General features: G+C 61.4%; 17 protein-coding genes and 1 pseudogene. 6 read left to right on the top strand and 12 right to left on the bottom strand.

The window, feature by feature from the left end:
* Nucleotides 1-74: 74 nt before the first annotated feature.
* The gene (locus RW095_RS17470; protein ID WP_317017206.1) at nucleotides 75-635 is read right to left on the bottom strand and encodes a hypothetical protein; all 561 of its coding nucleotides are present in this window, start codon (nucleotides 633-635) and stop codon (nucleotides 75-77) included.
* 628 nt (nucleotides 636-1,263) lie between these two features.
* Between RW095_RS17470 and RW095_RS17465 the strand changes: the two genes are divergently transcribed.
* The 3 genes from RW095_RS17465 to RW095_RS17455 all read left to right on the top strand — a co-directional run bounded on the left by RW095_RS17465 (nucleotide 1,264) and on the right by RW095_RS17455 (nucleotide 3,798).
* Complete coding sequence (locus tag RW095_RS17465) at nucleotides 1,264-2,415, top strand: porin (RefSeq protein ID WP_317017204.1); 1,152 nt, start codon at nucleotides 1,264-1,266, stop codon at nucleotides 2,413-2,415.
* A gap of 341 nt (nucleotides 2,416-2,756) precedes the next feature.
* The gene (locus RW095_RS17460) at nucleotides 2,757-3,113 is read left to right on the top strand and encodes a sugar ABC transporter ATPase (protein WP_128596345.1); all 357 of its coding nucleotides are present in this window, start codon (nucleotides 2,757-2,759) and stop codon (nucleotides 3,111-3,113) included.
* A 166-nt stretch (nucleotides 3,114-3,279) separates the two neighbouring features.
* On the top strand, nucleotides 3,280-3,798 hold the full coding sequence (locus RW095_RS17455) for a metal-dependent hydrolase (RefSeq protein WP_317017201.1): 519 nt from the start codon (nucleotides 3,280-3,282) through the stop codon (nucleotides 3,796-3,798).
* 35 nt (nucleotides 3,799-3,833) lie between these two features.
* Here the strand turns inward: RW095_RS17455 and RW095_RS17450 are convergent, their stop codons facing one another.
* The 3 genes from RW095_RS17450 to RW095_RS17440 all read right to left on the bottom strand — a co-directional run bounded on the left by RW095_RS17450 (nucleotide 3,834) and on the right by RW095_RS17440 (nucleotide 5,965).
* Nucleotides 3,834-4,694: an AraC family transcriptional regulator gene (locus RW095_RS17450; RefSeq protein WP_317017200.1), complete on the bottom strand. Its 861-nt coding sequence runs from the start codon at nucleotides 4,692-4,694 to the stop codon at nucleotides 3,834-3,836.
* Nucleotides 4,694-5,620: a serine O-acetyltransferase EpsC gene (gene epsC, locus RW095_RS17445; RefSeq protein WP_317017198.1), complete on the bottom strand. Its 927-nt coding sequence runs from the start codon at nucleotides 5,618-5,620 to the stop codon at nucleotides 4,694-4,696. Before epsC ends, RW095_RS17450 begins: the two co-directional genes overlap by 1 nt.
* 111 nt (nucleotides 5,621-5,731) lie before the next feature.
* Nucleotides 5,732-5,965, bottom strand: coding sequence for a hypothetical protein (locus RW095_RS17440; protein ID WP_317017197.1), 234 nt, complete (start codon nucleotides 5,963-5,965; stop codon nucleotides 5,732-5,734).
* Between the two features lie 267 nt (nucleotides 5,966-6,232).
* On the opposite strand from RW095_RS17440, the gene RW095_RS17435 reads away from it, so the two are divergent.
* Nucleotides 6,233-6,685 (top strand): DUF3005 domain-containing protein, encoded by a 453-nt coding sequence (locus RW095_RS17435; RefSeq protein ID WP_317017195.1) that lies wholly within the window; start codon nucleotides 6,233-6,235, stop codon nucleotides 6,683-6,685.
* A gap of 148 nt (nucleotides 6,686-6,833) precedes the next feature.
* Here the strand turns inward: RW095_RS17435 and RW095_RS17430 are convergent, their stop codons facing one another.
* On the bottom strand, nucleotides 6,834-8,150 hold the full coding sequence (locus tag RW095_RS17430; RefSeq protein ID WP_317017193.1) for an IS5 family transposase: 1,317 nt from the start codon (nucleotides 8,148-8,150) through the stop codon (nucleotides 6,834-6,836).
* A gap of 224 nt (nucleotides 8,151-8,374) precedes the next feature.
* On the opposite strand from RW095_RS17430, the gene RW095_RS17425 reads away from it, so the two are divergent.
* Nucleotides 8,375-8,980 carry a short chain dehydrogenase gene (locus tag RW095_RS17425; protein WP_317017191.1) on the top strand — a complete coding sequence of 202 codons (606 nt, stop codon included), beginning with the start codon at nucleotides 8,375-8,377 and terminating at the stop codon, nucleotides 8,978-8,980.
* 31 nt (nucleotides 8,981-9,011) lie between these two features.
* Here RW095_RS17425 and RW095_RS17420 read toward each other — a convergent pair whose 3' ends face one another.
* The 6 genes and pseudogenes from RW095_RS17420 to RW095_RS17395 all read right to left on the bottom strand — a co-directional run bounded on the left by RW095_RS17420 (nucleotide 9,012) and on the right by RW095_RS17395 (nucleotide 15,315).
* On the bottom strand, nucleotides 9,012-9,938 hold the full coding sequence (locus tag RW095_RS17420) for an ABC transporter permease (RefSeq protein ID WP_317017190.1): 927 nt from the start codon (nucleotides 9,936-9,938) through the stop codon (nucleotides 9,012-9,014).
* Nucleotides 9,938-10,825, bottom strand: coding sequence for an ABC transporter permease (locus RW095_RS17415; protein ID WP_128586012.1), 888 nt, complete (start codon nucleotides 10,823-10,825; stop codon nucleotides 9,938-9,940). Before RW095_RS17415 ends, RW095_RS17420 begins: the two co-directional genes overlap by 1 nt.
* Nucleotides 10,822-11,901: an ABC transporter ATP-binding protein gene (locus RW095_RS17410; protein WP_317017187.1), complete on the bottom strand. Its 1,080-nt coding sequence runs from the start codon at nucleotides 11,899-11,901 to the stop codon at nucleotides 10,822-10,824. The genes RW095_RS17415 and RW095_RS17410 overlap by 4 nt, the downstream gene beginning before the upstream one ends.
* A 75-nt stretch (nucleotides 11,902-11,976) precedes the next feature.
* The gene (locus RW095_RS17405; protein WP_317017186.1) at nucleotides 11,977-13,146 is read right to left on the bottom strand and encodes an extracellular solute-binding protein; all 1,170 of its coding nucleotides are present in this window, start codon (nucleotides 13,144-13,146) and stop codon (nucleotides 11,977-11,979) included.
* 268 nt (nucleotides 13,147-13,414) lie between these two features.
* On the bottom strand, nucleotides 13,415-14,353 hold the full coding sequence (locus tag RW095_RS17400; protein WP_317017184.1) for an SMP-30/gluconolactonase/LRE family protein: 939 nt from the start codon (nucleotides 14,351-14,353) through the stop codon (nucleotides 13,415-13,417).
* 7 nt (nucleotides 14,354-14,360) lie between these two features.
* Nucleotides 14,361-15,315, bottom strand: a pseudogene (locus tag RW095_RS17395) (dihydrodipicolinate synthase family protein).
* A gap of 557 nt (nucleotides 15,316-15,872) precedes the next feature.
* On the opposite strand from RW095_RS17395, the gene RW095_RS17390 reads away from it, so the two are divergent.
* The gene (locus tag RW095_RS17390) at nucleotides 15,873-16,577 is read left to right on the top strand and encodes a helix-turn-helix transcriptional regulator (protein ID WP_317017183.1); all 705 of its coding nucleotides are present in this window, start codon (nucleotides 15,873-15,875) and stop codon (nucleotides 16,575-16,577) included.
* Here the strand turns inward: RW095_RS17390 and RW095_RS17385 are convergent.
* Nucleotides 16,561-16,878, bottom strand: coding sequence for a helix-turn-helix domain-containing protein (locus tag RW095_RS17385; protein WP_020066662.1), 318 nt, complete (start codon nucleotides 16,876-16,878; stop codon nucleotides 16,561-16,563). The two genes, RW095_RS17390 and RW095_RS17385, sit on opposite strands and share 17 nt — an antisense overlap.
* Nucleotides 16,879-16,988: the final 110 nt, after the last annotated feature.

Here is a 16,988-nt window from a genome sequence, read left to right as displayed (position 1 = left end):
GAAGCGAATGTGAAAGTATATTGACAGCCGTTGGTAATATTCGCTCCGACCACAACCAGCGTTAAGAGCTGGACTCAGCCGGGACGCCGGAAGTCATTCTCGACCCACGCAGAAGCGCTCGCCTTGCTGAGCTTGAAATTAGGCGCGACTTGCACTTGCGCGAGTTGCTCGCCGAATGTGTCGAGCGCGGTCAACAGCGCGTACGGTTCGTCTTCATCCGGCACGATGTCTAGCGTGATGTCGAGCTCGTTGTTGCCGTCCGCGCTCGACACGCGTACTTCCTTGTGAAGTTGCGCGCGCAGTTGCTGCTCGTGACGGCGCAGCACTTCAGACGCGGTTTTCACGAGCGTATTGAACGCGCCTGTGTCGAGCGGCTTCGGGTCTTTCTTGTTGCGACCCATTGTCCATGGGCCGACAAGCGCGGGCTCCGCTTCGCCGTCTTTGATCATTTCGACAGCCCAGCCTTCGTCGTCTTCGTTCTTGATGACGCGCGCGGTCCAGCCGTCGTCGCGCCAAAGACGCGCTTCGTGCAGCGTTTCGGGCTCACTTTCGATCCGCGTGGTATCGGGTGCGGACGCGCCTTCCGTCGCGGGTTCAGCAGCTTGGTCGGACGAGGGAAGGGTTGGGTCGGTCATTACAGGTTCACTCACTATCGCTGGGCTTGAAACACATATCGAGCATGCAATTCTACCCGCCTCCGGCGCGCCGAACGCCGCGCTCTGACGAACGGACAAGTCCTAGCGGTCATTTCGCGCGTGGAAATAGTGCATTTCGCCGTTTAAACGGAACTTATAAAGCCATTATAAAAATAGTGAAAAAATTAGCCTGAAAGCAGCGTATAAATTTTATAAGACGCGCCCTTTGATGGAAGGCAAACATAACTGGCGACGAACCGAATAGCGTCCCAGACGACAAATGCTTTATTGCGTGAATCGCAGGCAATTCGACCTTACGCCGGCAGCATCAGCAAAGGTTCTGCAATAAGGCACTTTGAAAGCCGTAGCGCGCCGGCAACAACGGGATAACCTGGAATGCGGCGCCCTATTCGCGTGCGTTGCCAATTCTCCTTTATTTGTGCGCACTTACGCCATTCGAATATCTTCATTACGGATTCTGGAAATGACTGTTGCGACATCCGCTCAATTGAGTAAGCGAATAGCGGGAATACACTTCGCAGCGGATCGTCACGTGGCCGACGCTATCTGCGCAGTCCACGGCGTCAACCGCATGCGATTCTCGATGCATTGTCCCTGGAGTCATGAAATGAAAAGAACCCTCATCGCAGCAGGTCTCATGGGCGCATTCGCGCTCAACGCACACGCACAAAGCAGTGTCACGTTGTACGGCACGCTCGACGCCGGCCTCGTGTATTCGAACAATCAGGGCGGCCACAGCAACTGGCAGCAAGGTAGCGGTTCGGTGTCGAACACGTACTTCGGCTTGCGCGGCAGCGAAGACCTGGGCGGCGGTCTGCACGCCATCTTCACGTTGGAGAGCGGCTTCAATCTGAACAACGGCCAGTTCTCCGAAGGCAACACGATTTTCAACCGCCAGGCTTTCGTCGGCTTGAAGAGCGACCAGTACGGTACGCTGACGCTCGGCCGTCAATACGATTCCGTGGTCGACTATCTCGCGCCGCTGTCGGAGGCGGGCGCGGGCTACGGCAACAATCTCGCGGCCCACCCGTTCGACAACGACAACCTGGACAACTCGTTCTCGATCAAGAACGCGGTCAAGTACACGAGCGCGAATTATGCGGGCCTGAAGTTCGGCGGCCTGTACGGCTTCAGCAATTCGGCTGGCCAGTTCTCGAACAATCGCGCATGGAGCGCGGGCGCTTCGTATGACAATGGCCCGCTGAGCGTCGCGGCCGCTTATCTGCAACTGAACCAGTCGGGCAGCTCCAATCTGAGCGGCGCCGTCTCGCAAGGCGACGGCACTGCGCAGGTCGCGGCCAACCTGCAGCGCACCTATGGTGCGGGCATCAACTACACATACGGTCCGGCAACGGCGGGCTTCGTGTACACGCATACGCAACTGGACGGCATCACCGGCATCGACGTCGGCGGCGCGACGCTGCCAGGCATTGCCGGCACCAACCTGCACCTGGACAACTACGAAGTGAACGGCCGCTACGCGCTGACGCCGGCAATGAGCCTCGCGGCTTCGTACACGTTCACGGACGGCAAGATGTCGGGCTCGAACGGCTCGGGCGATCCGAAGTGGCATACGGTCTCGCTGCAAGGCGACTACTCGCTGAGCAAGCGTACCGACGTCTACGTCGAGGGCGTGTATCAGCATGCATCGGGCGAACTCGGCAACTTTGGCTCGAACGTGGCGGCGATCAATACGCTCGCGCCGTCGTCCACAGGTAATCAGGTTGCCGCGGCTGTCGGATTGCGTCACCGCTTCTAAATCTCCACGCAGTGCTTGCAGCGCGAGCCTACTGATTCGCGCTGCCTCCGGACCCGCCCGTGACACGATCACGTCGCGGGTTTTTTCATGGACGCAACGTTTCAGCTTGTAACGAAAGTGACGGCGCGAGCGCGTGCTCGGTATACTCGGGCGTCCGCATTTTTCTTCGCGATGGAGCGTGTTCGCTGCGCGTGGTTTCGGCGAGAGCGCAACGCGAGTGAAGGCGGCTTTGTCGCGAAGCATCGCATTGCGTCGATCGCTGTATGGCTCGGTGCATTGACCGCGCTATGCTTCGCCCGCACAAGATTCTCGAAATGACCGGGGGCGCCGACGACCTCACCATGAAACGAACTTTCCTGCTTGCTCCCGCCGCCGTGGCGATTGCCACTCTCGCGGCTTGCGGTTCCTCCAACGGCCCTGCCGCACGCGACGCGTCGCAGCCCATGATCTACGTGTCGTCGCAACGTGCCCCCGCGTACATTGCCAGTTGCCTGGAAAGCCGCTTGTCGAGAGTTCGCCTGTCCCGCGTGGGCAGCGCGACCGAGATCGCGGTCGGCTCAGACTCGAACAATTCATATTTCGTCACGCTGACGCCGTCGAACGCGGGCTCGGTGATCAAGGTGATGCATCCGGCCAACGCGCCCGACGATCCGCCGGAACCGGAAATGCGCTTCAATATTGCACGTTGTGCGACCTGATCGTTGCAACTGGCACGCGCGTGGTTCGCGTTGAACGCACCTTTGATTAATGCCTGACATACGATGCCGGGACACGTTTCTATCGACGTCCCGGCTATTTTTTGCGCGTCTATCTGCGAACATAGCCGCCCTCTTCTTCATGCGGCGCGCTGCGTCGTGAATTCCGATGGCATCCAGCAAAGCACATCACGCAACCGGTTTCGCGGCGGGCGTCATTGCGGCGGCGGTTGTCGCGCGCATCGGCGGCAGTCACGACGGCGCGTTTTATATCGGCGTACTAATGAGTTTTATCGCGGGCGTAGCGGGAAGCACGGCGCCTGACTGGCTTGAAGTCGCGTGGTGGTCGCGCGCACGCCGGTTGTGGATCGCGCATCGCACGTTGACGCATTGGGGCATTGGCTGGATCGCGCTGCTCGCGGTTTCGTACTGGGAACTCGGGCATTCGATCTACGCAGCGCCCGCGTTCGGCTTCGCATGCGGCGGCCTGATGCATCTGCTCGCCGACTGGCCCAACCCGCTCGGTGTGCCGTGGATCGCCGGGCGGCATTCGTTGATTCTATGGAATAGCGGACATTGCGACCTGATCGTGGTCGCGGCTTCGTGGGCGGCGGCCTGGTTTGTCGGGCGGCATGCCGGATTGCCCGGCATGCACGGACTAGATCTGTGGCAGCACCTGCGCTTGTGAATCGCGCGTTGATATCGGCGCAGCGTGAGCTTGCGTCAACGTATCGCCGCAGCGTAGTTGGCGGGCGTGACGCCGAGCAGGCGCACAAAAGCCCTGGTCATGTGACTCTGATCGGCAAAGCCTGCAGCGGCGGCCGCGTCGGCGAGCGACGCGCCGCGCCCTATCCATTGCCGCGCCAGGGCCACGCGCCGCTGCATCCGGTATGCGTACGGCGGCAAGCCAATTTCATGCGCGAACGCTCGCAGCAACTGGAAGCGGCTCATGCGGGCTTCGCTGGCGAGATCGGCGAGTGTGAGCGGCGCTGACGGATCGTCGTCGATGCGCGCTTTCGCGCGCGCAATCGGTCCCGCGGGACGCGACGATAAAGCATGCGTTTGATTGCTCGCCTGCCGGGTTGCCTGCCGGGTTGCATGAGCGTCAAGCAGATGCGCAAGCAGTTCGAGCAACGCCTGCTCGCGCGCCAAGGCGTCGGGCGCGCACGGCGCCTCTACCGCCACGGCGAATAATCGTTCGAAAAGATGTTTGAGTAACGGCTCATGCACCACGGGCTGCGTGAGTTCTATCTCGCGCGCCGCCGCTCCGCTCAATTCAGCCGCCGCGCTCACCAGCATCGACGGCTCGAAATAGAGCATTCGCCACGCGCGGCCGCGCTCATCGAGCGGACTGCCGTCGTGCACTTCGCCGGGATTCACCATGATCGCGTCGTTGGCGCGCGCTTCGACCGGCCCGCGACCGCTCGCCGATTTATGTCCGCCACTGAGAATCACGCCGACGCCAAAGCGGTCGTGCGAATGGCGAGGAAACGCATGCGCGGTTTGGGCCACTGTTGCCTCGACGCCTGCAATCGCGCAACGAGGCATGTGGACGCGGCCACGCGACGCGTCGCGCTCGCGCATCAACGCCGCCCTTCTTCGCCCCGATCGCCTTCGCGGACCTTGCCTTGCGACACGCTGCTGCCCGGCGGCACGCTATGCGTGAGCCACACATTGCCGCCGATCACCGAGCCGCGCCCAATCGTCACTCGTCCGAGGATCGTCGCGCCGGCGTAGATCACGACGTCGTCCTCGACGATTGGGTGCCGCGCATTGCCCTTGATCAGCGCGCCGTCGATATCCGCGGCGAAGCTCTTCGCGCCGAGCGTCACCGCCTGATACACGCGCACGTGTTCACCGATGATCGCCGTTTCGCCGATCACGACGCCAGTGCCGTGGTCGATGAAAAAGCTCGGGCCGATCGTCGCGCCGGGGTGAATGTCGATGCCGGTTGCCGAGTGCGCGATCTCGTTGATGAAGCGCGCGAGCAACGGCACGCCGAGACGATGCAGCGCATGCGCAAGACGGTGATGCGTCATCGCCCATACGCCGGGATAGCAGAGCAGAATTTCGGTAATGTGCTGCGCGGCCGGGTCGCCCGTAAACGCCGCCTGAATGTCGCTGACGAGCAGCGCGCGAATGCCCGGCAACTGCGTGCCGAACTGGCGCGCAACTTCGAAGGCACGCTCGCGCAATTCCGTTTCCGGCGTTTGCGCGTGTTCCGGCAGAAACCGCAGCGCGCGGCGGATCTGTTCCGCGAGCAAACGCAACGTGCTTTCGAGCGTGTGTCCGACGTAGTAGTCGACGGTTTCGTCGGTCAGATCCGGCGCGCCATAGTGCGTGGGAAACAGCGCGGCGCGCAGCCCCGCGACGATGTTGACCACCGCTTCGCGCGACGGCAGCTCACGAATGCCGAGCGGATGCCGCGTACGATGCAACTCTTCACGCGACGCACGCAGGTCCGCGACGATCTGTTCAAGGCCCCAGTTGTGGGAAGGCACATTAGGCATATAAGGACAGCGCCGTGCGAGGAGCACGGTATCGAGTGATTGTCCCGAGAGATTACCGCGTTTTGCGGTGGCTCGCGCAGCGTTGCGCGCAAGGCAAACGGGAAGGTGCGCTCAGATGGTCAGACTGCTCGCGTCGATCCAGCGCACCGCCCAGTCGCGCGCATGCGCGATTGCGGCGGCTTCGTCGTGAAAGCACAGATCCGTCGGGAAAAAGCGGTTGGCGACGAGTTCACCGTCGCTCGACCGCGAAATGACTACGTAAGGTTGCCAACTGCCGTCGCCGGCACGCGCCGGTGCGCAATTTAACAAATAGCCGCGATGTGTGAATGCAGCATCGAAGTGCATGTGTCACCCGCCCTGACGGCCCCGTAGAATGTTTTGAGTAAGCCCGCGCTCGTTGCACCGGTTGATAAACAGCGATGTGAAATTCGCGAGAACCCGCGAGAACCAATTAAGCGCTCTTGAAGAGCACGCTCCGCTCGCCGGAGTATGATCATACTCTGTAGAAAATGCGCGTTCATTAAAAAAAACGAAAGGCGCGCGCACGCAATCGCCTAGGTGAGGGAACGGAGCTTGCAGTTCTGAACCCGACTTCTTGAAAGGAGAATGCATATGAACACCCATATCGACAAGGCAGCAGACGCCAGCAAGCCAACTGGCCCGAGCGTGCCGCGTACCGCCGAATCGCACAATGACCGCTCACACGACAGCACGGTCGACACCGACGGTAAGAACCATGAAGCCGCGCGCATTGCGGGCCAGAGTCCGATCGCAGTCGACGAGATCACGAACAGCAACGCGTCGCTCGACAACAGCGTGCCGGAAGCGCTCGACGGCATGGCCGGATTCGACAGCCGCGTGGGCGGCAATCACCTGCTGCTCGCGCTCGAACCGGGCTATACGGTAATCGACAAAGGCATGTTCGAACCGCAGGCGCTCCATTCGACCGATGAACTGTTCGACTATTCGCGCCCAGGCGAAAACCGCCATCAACGCGGCCGCATTCATTACGCCCTTAATCATTTGCGACCCACACGCGTGATCGAAATAGAGCGCGTGAAATAATCTGTCGATTTGCACTCTCGTTTGAATCTGGACGAAGAGGCCGATTTGTCGGTGGATATCAAAGCGCGCATTGTTTAAATACATGCGCGTTTTTTATCGCCTGTCGTTGATTAGTCGGCCCTGAACAATTCGTCTTGAGTTCCGGCGGTCACACCATCGCGTCGGTGGCTATTCTGAACAAAACAGCAAGAACGAAGGCATAAAGAAGCCGTAGCTTCCTGAGGATCATCCGCAGGTTGTGGCCAGCGCCGCACAGCACGGCGTGCAGTGCATCGCCCAGCGCACCCTTCAACCAGTTGCGCCCGAGCTTGCCATCGCTCTTCATGTGACCGATGGCAGGCTCGATCGCACTTCGCCGTTTGATCATCGCGCGTAGTCCGCATGTGATGCCGCGCCGCAGGCCGGGGTGATAGATCTTCACGCCATCAAGCGCAACGCCCTTGTAACCACGGTCCACGATGGCGACCTCTGGCGTAACGTCGCTGAGGATCGCGGCCTGCTCCAGCGCCTCAGCCAGCGTGTGGCCGTCGTATGGGTTGCCCGGCATTGAACGCATCCCCACCACGAGCCCTTCCTTGTGAGTCGTCGTGATCGACACTTTCACGCCGAATTCGTACGGTATGCGCGCCTTGCCCTTGGCCAGACACTCGACTTCCGGCGCGTGCAGCGCATACAGCTTGTTCTTGTCCTTCAGCTTCTGCGACAGAATCCGCTTCGTGCGGCCAATCAGTTCCTGCAATGCCGCGCGGCTGCAATCGGCCACCGCGTCGACTTGCCGCTCGACGTCGCGCATCACCCGACCCACACGCGAGCGCAACGTGCGCAGTGTCTTTCTCATCCGCTTGTATTGCTTCGCATGCGCGTAACGACTGATCTGGCTTGCCAGCCGTGGCGCCTCGCGATTGTAGTTCTGCCGCAGCTTCAGGCCGTGTCTCGCAGCGGCCTTCACCAGGTGTTCGCGACATCGTTCGAGCAGGCGTGAATCGGTCGGATACGCAATCGCCTTCTCCATGACCGTCGTGTCGACGATTACGCGTTTTACGCTCGAGGCCTTGATCACGCCGGCGCGCTTCGCTGCTTCAATCGTCTCTGCCAGCAACTCTTCAACGCCGGCTTCACCCAGCCGCTTGCGCCAGCGCGTCAGGCTCGATGGGTCGATTGGTGGCTGCGTCTGCAGGTAAGTCTCGCCCGTGAACACCTGCCAATACGGGTTCTCAACCCATTGCCACACAACCTCTTCGTCAGACAGGTCGAAGGCATGTTGCAGGTAGAGCAGACCCGCAATCAGGCGCGGTGATGTTGCCGGGCGGCCCTTGCCGGACACGAAGCTCTCGCTCATCGACGCGCCCAGCCGTTCCCAGTTGATCAGGTCCGTCAGGCGTACCAGCGGATGCTTCAGGTTGATCTGTTCACGCAGCGGTTGCCGGAAGAAATCTCCTTCCGTCACAGGTGTCTTGGGACCCATCCGCACCTCGTCAGAAATTGCAGGATTCCCGTACCAATATGCCAGGTCCCTGCAATTCCCACAACACCATTTCGGCCGTAAAGCCTCATCACACAAGGACTTCCGGATTGTTCAGGTTCGACTGATTAGAAACCGACGGTTGCAAGACCTGCTCCCCGCTACGGCTTTTTGTGGTGTCCGACGCGGCGCACAATCGTTGCACATCAAACTCAATGGAGCGGCAAATGAAAAAGATCGTCGTGATCGGCGCCACGGGCACGCTGGGCCAGGCAGTCAGTGAGGCGCTGAAGGCTCGCCACGAAGTCATCGAAGTAGGCGCGACGCGCGGCCAGTATCAAGTGGACAGCACCGATCCAGCGAGCGTCGAGCGGCTCTTTCGCGAACTCGGCAAGGTGGATGGCGTCGTCACCGCGACAGGCAAACTGCATTTCGGCCCGTTGGAGCAAATGAGCAGCGAACAGTTCTGGGTCGGCCTGCGCGACAAACTCATGGGACAGATCAACGTCGTGCTAGCGGCGCAGAACTACGTGAACGACGGCGGCTCGTTCACGCTGACGAGCGGCATCGTCGGCGACGAGCCCATTCGCGAGGGCGCGAATGCGACGACCGTCAATCTGGCTCTCGAAGGTTTCGTGCGCGGCGCGGCGATCGAATTGCCGCGCGGTATCCGCATCAATGTAGTGAGTCCGACTGTGCTGACCGAATCAATGGGCGCCTACGGGCCGTACTTCCGCGGCTTCGAGCCGGTCAGCGCGCAACGCGCCGCACAAGGGTATTTACGCAGCGTTGAAGGCGCGCAGACGGGCCGAGTCTATCGCGTCGGCTACTGAGCGCCCCAGTTCGCGAGACGCATTGCGCCGCTCAACGCTTCGGTTCCTTCACGCGCGAGACGATCTGTGTGGGGCTCACGAACTGCAGCGCGATCAATACCCAGACCAGCGTGATTGCCATGTAGATCATCGCCATGGCGTCGATGGATTGCGGGGCGCGCACGCCGGTTGAAAACACCGCGTAGTACAACGCGACCACGAGCGTCTGCGTTGCGGGCCCTGCCGTGAAGAACGTGAGTTCGAACATGCCGATGGTGCGCACCAGCACCAGAAGCGCCGCGGCCAGCATGCCGGGCACGAGCAGGGGCAGCAGCACGTAGCGGAAATAGCGGAACGTGTTCGCGCCGAAAATGCGCGCGGCCGCTTCGAGATTCGGATCGATCTGTTCGATGAACGGCGTCATCACGAGAATCACGAACGGCAGTGCGGGCACGAGATTCGCAAGTATCACGCCGCTCAGCGTGCCGGCGAGACCGATCTTGTACATCACGGTCGCCATCGGAATGCCGTACGTGACGGGCGGCACCATCAACGGCAAGAGGAAGATCAGCATTGCAATGCGCTTGCCGCGAAACTGCACGCGCGCGAGCGCATATGCCGCCGGCACGCCGAGCAGCACCGACAGCAGCACGACGGCGCCGACTACTTCGACCGTCACCCACAACACACTCGCCAGCTGGAAATCGCTCCACGCCTGCGCATACCAATGCAGTGTGAAGCCCTGCGGAAGCAACGTGCCGAACCAGCGTGTCGCGATCGAATTGACCGCTACCGTGGCGATCAGCAGCACGACGTTGGCAAGAAAAAACACCATCGCGCCCCACACGATCACGCGCCATACGCGGCCCGGCACGCTCGCACGCTGCTTTACGCGCCTCGGCTCGCGTGCGTCGTCGCCCTGCTGTTTCGATTCGGACGCGGACCATGAAGCCGGCGCTCCGCCACGCTCGGTCGTCATCAGCCTTTGCCTCCAGTTGCAGGGCCGCTGTAGAAGAAGCGGCGCGCGCCAAGCATGGCGGCGACCACCACCAATTGCACGAAGCCCATCACCATCGCAATCGCGGATGCGAGCGAATAGTCATAACTTTCGAAAGCGGCTTCCGCTGCGGCAATCGACATCACGCGAGTCGGCCCGGCGGGCGCGCCAAGCAGTACTGCCGACGGAAACACCGAAAACGCCTGCACGAACGAGAGGCAGGCGGCCATCGTCAAACCGGGCACCAGCAGCGGCAAATAGATCCGGCGAAACTGCTCCCACGGACTTGCCCCAAGCGTCGCGGCGGCGCTCGCGAGCGTCGGGTCGATGCCGGTCACGTACGACAGCGTCAACAGAAACGCGAACGGAAATCCGGACACGATCAGCGAGATCAGCACGCCCCAGAAGTTATGCGTGAGCCGGACTTCGCTGGTATAGAGATGCATGCCTTGCAGTGCCTGCGGAAACCAGCCGTTGGGTCCGAAGTAAGTGAGCATGCCGTCGGCGATCAGCACCGTGCCGAGCGTGACAGGAATCACCAGTAACGTGGTCACGAACTTCTGATACCGCGAATGCCGGCGCAACGCGAATGCGACGGGCACCGACACGCCTACGTTGATCAGCGTGGCCGGCACTGCGAGCTTCAGCGTGACGATGATGGTGGGCCACATCGACGTGTCAGTGAAGAACGTCAGATAGTTGGCCCATGCACTGCCGCCGTTCATCGGCCGGAACGACAGCGCGAGACCGTACGCGAACGGATAGATGAACAACGCGACGATGAAGAGCAACGCCGGCGTGACGAGCCACGCCTTGCTGTCGCGCTGCGCTGCGGGCGCGACAGGCGCTGACGGCATGGGCGTGCTCATGCCGCCTCTGCGTCATAGACAAGCGTGCGCGAAGGCGGCACACGCAAGCTGATATGTTGTCCCTCGACGAACTCGCCGGCGACGCGTGCCCACAAATCGCCGAACGCGGTCTTCACGCGCAGCAGCGAACTATTGCCGCCGTATTCGACGACGGTCACTAACGCGTCGAACGCATTCTCGGCTCCGGGCGCCGTGCGTTCCATGTCCTCCGGGCGCAGCGCCACGCTCACGCGCTTGCCGTTGAAGCCCGCCATCGGCGTGCCGATCAGACGCACACCGTTCGCGCTCACCGCGACGCCTTCTCCTTGCATGCCTTCGAGCGCGAATTCAGCGACGTTGCGATAGCCCATGAAACGCGCGACATGCAGATTCTGCGGGCGCGTATAGACCTCTTTCGGCGTGGCGACCTGCTGCACGACGCCCTCTCTCATCACGACGATGCGGTCGGCCATCGAAAGCGCTTCGTCCTGGTCGTGCGTGACGTACAGCGTCGCGCGTTCGAGCTGGCTATGAATGCGGCGGATTTCGGCGCGCATCTCGATGCGCAACTTGGTGTCGAGATTCGACAGCGGCTCGTCCATCAGAATCAGCGGCGGCTCGATCACAATCGCGCGCGCAATCGCCACGCGCTGTTGCTGACCGCCCGACAGTTGCCCCGGCAGCTTGCGCTCATGGCCGACCAGTTGCACGAGTTGCAATGCCTCCCGCGCCCGCCGCATGATTTCGCTTTTGCCGACGCCGCGCATCTTCAGGCCGAAGCCGACGTTGTCGAGCACGCTCATATGCGGAAACAGCGCGTAGTTCTGAAACACCATGCCGAAGCCGCGCTTTTCCGGCGGCAATACATCGATACGCTTGTCGTCGAGCCAGATGCCCCCGCCGCTCAACGGCTGCAAACCGGCGATGCAGTTCAGCGCCGTCGACTTGCCGCAGCCCGACGGCCCGAGCAACGCGATGAATTCGCCGCGCCGGATGTTCAGATCGAGCCCCTGCAGCGCGGCGATCGACTGGCCTTCCGCATTCGTGAAACTGCGGCTCACCGAGTCGAGCCGCAACTGTTCGAAGTTATGCTTCATGGCGGTTCCCTGATGCGCGTGACGCGTCACGCGCGAGTCGCACTCGCACGAGTGGGCGCGGCTATCCGGCCTCGGTTATTTCGTTTTTTGAGCGCCGACTTCCGTGTCCCATTTCCTGAAGGCGGCGACCATCGCGGCCGCATTGAGCGGCAACACGTGCGGGCGCTCCGCCAGCAGCTTCGCGTACTCGGGCCGCCCGTACTTCTTCAGGACTTCCTGGCTATGCGCGGGGGCCTGCTCGACGGTGACGCCTTTGATCGCCGGACCCGGATAAAAGTAACCGTCGTCGTAAGTCAGAGCCTGCTGCGCGGGCTCGAGCATGAAGTTCATCAGCTTGTAGAGCACGTCGAGCTTTTCCTTCGGTACGCCCTTGGGAACCACCATGTAGTGCGCGTCGTTCACCCACGTCATGTTGTCGAACGCCTGCACGCGGAAATCGGCAGGCACGATGCCGAGCGCGCGCGGATTGATGTCCCAGCCCGTTACCGTCAAGGTCATGTCGCGCGTGCCTTCGCCCAACTCCTTCATCACCGCGGACGTGCCGCCCGGATAGTAAGGAATGCATTCGTTCAGCTGCTTGAGGAAGGCCCAGGTTTTGTCCCAGCCGTTGATGGGGTCTTGCGGATTCTTGTCGCCGAGCACATAGGGCAAGCCCATGAGGAACGTGCGGCCCGGTCCCGAGTTCGCGGGCCGCGCGTAGATCAGCTTGTCCGGATGCGCCTTGCACCATTGCAGCAGTTGTTCGGGCGTTTTCGGCGGATCGCTGACCTTGGCGGGGTTGTATTCGAGCAGCGGCCCGGCAGGCATATACGCGACCTCCAGACCGTAGCCTTGCGCCAGCTCCTGCATCTTGCGCGGGCCAGGCGCGTATTTGTCGAGCACGCCGGGGAATTGCGCCGCGTTGTCGGGCAGCAGTTTGGTCCACAGGTTCTGCTCGATGCCGGCTGCGAGTGCGTCGGTGCCGGTCAGTACCAGGTCGATGTCGGAGCGGCCCGCGCCCTGCATGGCCTTGATCTTGCCGGGCAATTGCGGCGCGGGCGCATTCGTGTAGGTGATATTCGCGACGAGGTTCGGGTACTTCGCTTTGAACGCCTCGAAGCCGGCGCGCGTAAGTTGGAGATCGCCGGCTACGTCGACGATATTGAGTGTGACCGGATCGGCCGCGTGCGCAGCCGACCCGAATGCGGCGCTCGCCGCGAGACATACCGACACCAGCCTGAGCGCCAACCTGTGCGAAACAGTCATTGCGTCTCCTCGCTTCTTGGTATGAAGTCCGCCGGTCGACTGCGCCGGGCGTCTCGTTCAACCACTGCAACATAGCGAAGCGGAACAGCCGATGTCAAGCAAATACTCTTGCTCGCGTTTTCCCCGACATTCGGGGCATTTTCGCCCGAAGGCCTTTGGCCTCAATGATTTGGCGCGCTTGTATAGAAGGGCAAACCCCGAGCCGCCCAACGTGCAATAAGCGCTTGTCAGGCAACTATCGCGGACCGTTCGCGGCCAAAGCCCGCGATCAACCGCCGCGTACGCCCTGCGTGTTCACATATAGCGAATAAAGGCCGTGGCTCGCCGCCATGAAAAGCCGGTTCCGATGACGTCCGCCGAAGCACACGTTCGCGCAGCGCTCCGGCAGCGCAATATGGCCGATCGGCTCGCCTTGCGGTGTAAAGACGCGCACGCCGTCGAGTTCGTCGGTGCCCATACCCCAACCGCACCACAAATTCCCGTGGACGTCGACGCGAAAGCCATCCGGCGTGCCGGGGCCCGCGTCAATCAGCACGCGGTTGTTCGACAGCGCCGCGCCGTTGCCGTCGACGTCGAAAGCGCGAATCTTGCGCGGCTCGCCTCGCGATTCGACGATATAGAGGACGGACTCGTCCGGCGAGAACGCGAGGCCGTTCGGTCCGAGAATGTCGTCGGCGACTACGCTCACCTCGCCTGACTGGGGGTCGATGCGGTACACGCACGCCGGCAGTTCCGACTCCTGCCGCTCGCCTTCGTAGAAGCCGTCTATGCCGAACGTCGGATCGCTGAACCAGATCGAACCGTCCGATTTCACGACGACGTCGTTCGGCGAATTGAAACGCTTGCCGCGGTAGCGATCGGCGAGCACGGTAATCGAGCCGTCGTATTCGGTGCGGGTAACCCGGCGCGTCAAATGTTCGCAACTCACGAGGCGGCCTTGCCGGTCGCGTGTATGGCCGTTGGCATTGTTCGACGACTGACGGAACGTGCTGACCATGCCGCTCGCCTCGTCCCAACGCAAGATGCGGTCGTTGGGGATATCGCTCCACAGCAGATAGCGGCCGTCGCCGAACCAGACCGGCCCTTCCGACCAGCGCGCGCCTTGATACAGACACTCGACGGACGCTGATGCAAGAGTCAGCGACTTGAAGCGCGGATCGAGTACGCGCACGGAAGGATCGGGATAGCGTCGGCTGTGGTCGGTCATGCTGCCTCTATCTGGTTGGATTAATTGGTGCGGACACGCGCACGTGTTCTCTTTCAAGCGCGAGCAACGCATGCGCCGCGTCGGCGATCTTCGCATGATGTTCGGGCGGCGTCGAACTGAGCAGCGGCAACATCGGCCCCATATCGGCGATCTTCGAGAACGTGACCGCGTCGTGCAGCACCCGGATCAGCGAGATGTCGTCGCGCAAGGTTTCGAGCGGCAGGAAGGCGTCGTAAAGACGTTGTGCGGTGTCGCTGTCGCCGGTTTTCGCAGCGTGCAGCAATGCCGTGACCATGTGAGGCGCAATACAGCCAGAGCCGGTTGTCCATGCCGCGAGGCCGAACTCGCGCAGATGCACGAGCGCCGGGCGCTCGCCCATGCCTGACACGATCTTGCCCGCCGGCACGTGTTGCAGAAGGCGCCGCAGGTAGGGATCGTCGGCGGGATTCATGGCGGACGATCGCATACTTCACCGCGAGCAGCGTGCCGCGCTCGACGAGGCGCGCCAGCGTCTCCACCTCCACATAGTCTTCGCTTTTGATGTACAGCGTGAGCGGGATGCCCGCCGCGTCGACAATCCGGGTAAGACCCGCTTCAACGCCCTCCGACGTCGTAAAGCCGGCGAGCGGCAGCACCATTGCCGTGCGATAGCGGGTCTGCGCGAGGATACGCGCCTGGTCGAGCATCTTTCCGTAGTCCGCCCCGATTGCCGGGATCACGCGCGTGTCGGGGCCCGCGGCATCGGCCAGCAAATCGAGTAAATCGCGATATTCGCTGACTGCTGTGTGATAGAGGTTCGCGTTGCCGCCATAGAGCAGTGTGCGTACGCCGCCTGCTTCGATATGGCGGATCAGCGTGGCATTCTGATCGGCGTCGAGTGCATGGTCTGCGCGGCGTGCCAGCGGCGGCACGGCCATGACCGAGGCCGCGAGTTCGCGATCGTCAAACGGAGATTCGTTCATCAGTGGACACCGGAGGAGTAGTAGCGTCTACGGTAGCATCTGCCCGGAAAAGTTGTCAAACAACTTTGCATGCGCGAATTGACAAGCCGACGCGTCCAACAAAAATGTCGAGGCGCAGCGGGAGACTTTTTGTATGACAATAGAAGAATAAGCGCCATTCGCGCTAAGCGATGATTTAGGCAGTAGAACCCAGCAGGTCCAGGTTAAGACACGGCATGGCGAATGGAGTGGTTTTGCCTGTTTATTTGGCATTCGCGGAATGCGACGTCAGGGCAATGGTCGTGCGGAGCCGAACCCCTTGCTGCTTGGGGGTTACGGCGTGGGTTCGCGGTATACGTAAATCCCGGGAGGGTGAATGCCCGCGTGCCGGTTTATTCGCGCCCGGTTAAACGCGGGTTAAAGCTGCGTATAGAGCGGACGGCCCCCGCTTGCAAAACAATTTTTAGTGATAGATTGTCCGCACTAAAGCAGTTGCACATAAAAACCTGTGCAAATAACCACAAAGGCTATTTGCGAGTCTGAGAGAGTGGAAATTGGCGCTACATTTTATCGAGCAGATGGCACCGCTACTGGACGCCGCCGACGAAGCGGAATGGTTTGGCGCGGTCGCGGGTCTCGCGGAGAGTTGGGGATTCGACCGGCTTCTGATCGCAATGCTTCCGCGCCCAACCATCAGGCTCGAAGACGCTTACATTCGCAGCACGTATGCACCCGCGTGGCGCCGTACCTACGACGAGCAGGGCCTCGTGCATATCGACCCAACGGTCGCACATTGCGCGGCACGCTCCACGCCGCTAGTGTGGTCGCCGGAAATTTTCACGACCGCTCCACAGCAGTCCATGTACGAAGAAGCGCGCGCCCACGGTTTGCGTGCCGGCGTGACACTGCCGATTCACGGCCCGAATCAGGAAGCCGGCATGATGTGCTTCGTGAACGACGCCAACCCAACGGACACCTTCTGGCGTCATATCGACGTGGTCTTGCCGAATCTGGTGCTGCTGCGTGATCTCGTGATCGACACCAGTCAGCGCCATTTGCATACACACACGCAGACTTTATTGCCCAAGCTGACGCCGCGCGAACGCGAGTGCCTTCAATGGACCGCGCGCGGCAAATCCACGTGGGAGATTTCCCATATCCTGAACTGTTCGGAAGCCGTGGTGAACTTCCACATGAAGAACATCAGGACCAAACTCGGCGTGAATTCGCGGCGCGCAGCAGCCGTGATTGCAACACAGCTGGGGCTTATTGACCCGGGTTGAGCAACGCCGCGGCGTCGCGGCTGTGAAGCACCCGCTCGGCGCGGCCGAGGTCGGCGTCGGAAACGGTTTTCGTGAAGTACAGGCCCAGCAGGATCGAGACGGGCGCCGGGATTTCCGCCCCGGACTCAAAGCGGCTGCCGCGCGACTGCGTGACGCCGAAGCGAGCCCAGAAGCGGCGCTGGCTTTCTTTTTTCTTTTTGCGGTACGCGATGATCAAGACCCGGTCTACCGCCGTGGACGGCTCCGCCGAACGCGTTTGAAGACCGGTTTGCGGTTGCCAGTGATTGTCTAGATGTTCCATTTTCGTGTCCGTCGGTTGAGTGCTGTTTCTGTCTCAAATTCTCCGATATCCGATAAGCATGCACACCTATCCAGGTAGATAGGTGGCGGAACGATTCAGAATGCATAAGT

The organism is Paraburkholderia kirstenboschensis, assembly GCF_032806925.1.
Classification (GTDB): Bacteria; Pseudomonadota; Gammaproteobacteria; order Burkholderiales; family Burkholderiaceae; genus Paraburkholderia; species Paraburkholderia kirstenboschensis.
Note: the sequence above shows the minus strand (reverse complement) of the source record. Positions and strands in the feature narration are given on the sequence as shown.

Coding starts and splice junctions, on each gene's coding strand:
- RW095_RS17460 (WP_128596345.1), top strand. CDS start 2,757: ATGAAACGAACTTTCCTGCTTGCTCCCGCCGCCGTGGCGATTGCCACT.
- RW095_RS17420 (WP_317017190.1), bottom strand. CDS start 9,938: ATGACGACCGAGCGTGGCGGAGCGCCGGCTTCATGGTCCGCGTCCGAA.
- RW095_RS17470 (WP_317017206.1), bottom strand. CDS start 635: ATGACCGACCCAACCCTTCCCTCGTCCGACCAAGCTGCTGAACCCGCG.
- epsC (WP_317017198.1), bottom strand. CDS start 5,620: ATGCCTAATGTGCCTTCCCACAACTGGGGCCTTGAACAGATCGTCGCG.
- RW095_RS17385 (WP_020066662.1), bottom strand. CDS start 16,878: ATGGAACATCTAGACAATCACTGGCAACCGCAAACCGGTCTTCAAACG.
- RW095_RS17430 (WP_317017193.1), bottom strand. CDS start 8,150: ATGGGTCCCAAGACACCTGTGACGGAAGGAGATTTCTTCCGGCAACCG.
- RW095_RS17405 (WP_317017186.1), bottom strand. CDS start 13,146: ATGACTGTTTCGCACAGGTTGGCGCTCAGGCTGGTGTCGGTATGTCTC.
- RW095_RS17435 (WP_317017195.1), top strand. CDS start 6,233: ATGAACACCCATATCGACAAGGCAGCAGACGCCAGCAAGCCAACTGGC.
- RW095_RS17455 (WP_317017201.1), top strand. CDS start 3,280: ATGGCATCCAGCAAAGCACATCACGCAACCGGTTTCGCGGCGGGCGTC.
- RW095_RS17415 (WP_128586012.1), bottom strand. CDS start 10,825: ATGAGCACGCCCATGCCGTCAGCGCCTGTCGCGCCCGCAGCGCAGCGC.
- RW095_RS17400 (WP_317017184.1), bottom strand. CDS start 14,353: ATGACCGACCACAGCCGACGCTATCCCGATCCTTCCGTGCGCGTACTC.
- RW095_RS17440 (WP_317017197.1), bottom strand. CDS start 5,965: ATGCACTTCGATGCTGCATTCACACATCGCGGCTATTTGTTAAATTGC.
- RW095_RS17410 (WP_317017187.1), bottom strand. CDS start 11,901: ATGAAGCATAACTTCGAACAGTTGCGGCTCGACTCGGTGAGCCGCAGT.
- RW095_RS17465 (WP_317017204.1), top strand. CDS start 1,264: ATGAAAAGAACCCTCATCGCAGCAGGTCTCATGGGCGCATTCGCGCTC.
- RW095_RS17425 (WP_317017191.1), top strand. CDS start 8,375: ATGAAAAAGATCGTCGTGATCGGCGCCACGGGCACGCTGGGCCAGGCA.
- RW095_RS17450 (WP_317017200.1), bottom strand. CDS start 4,694: ATGCGCGAGCGCGACGCGTCGCGTGGCCGCGTCCACATGCCTCGTTGC.
- RW095_RS17390 (WP_317017183.1), top strand. CDS start 15,873: ATGGCACCGCTACTGGACGCCGCCGACGAAGCGGAATGGTTTGGCGCG.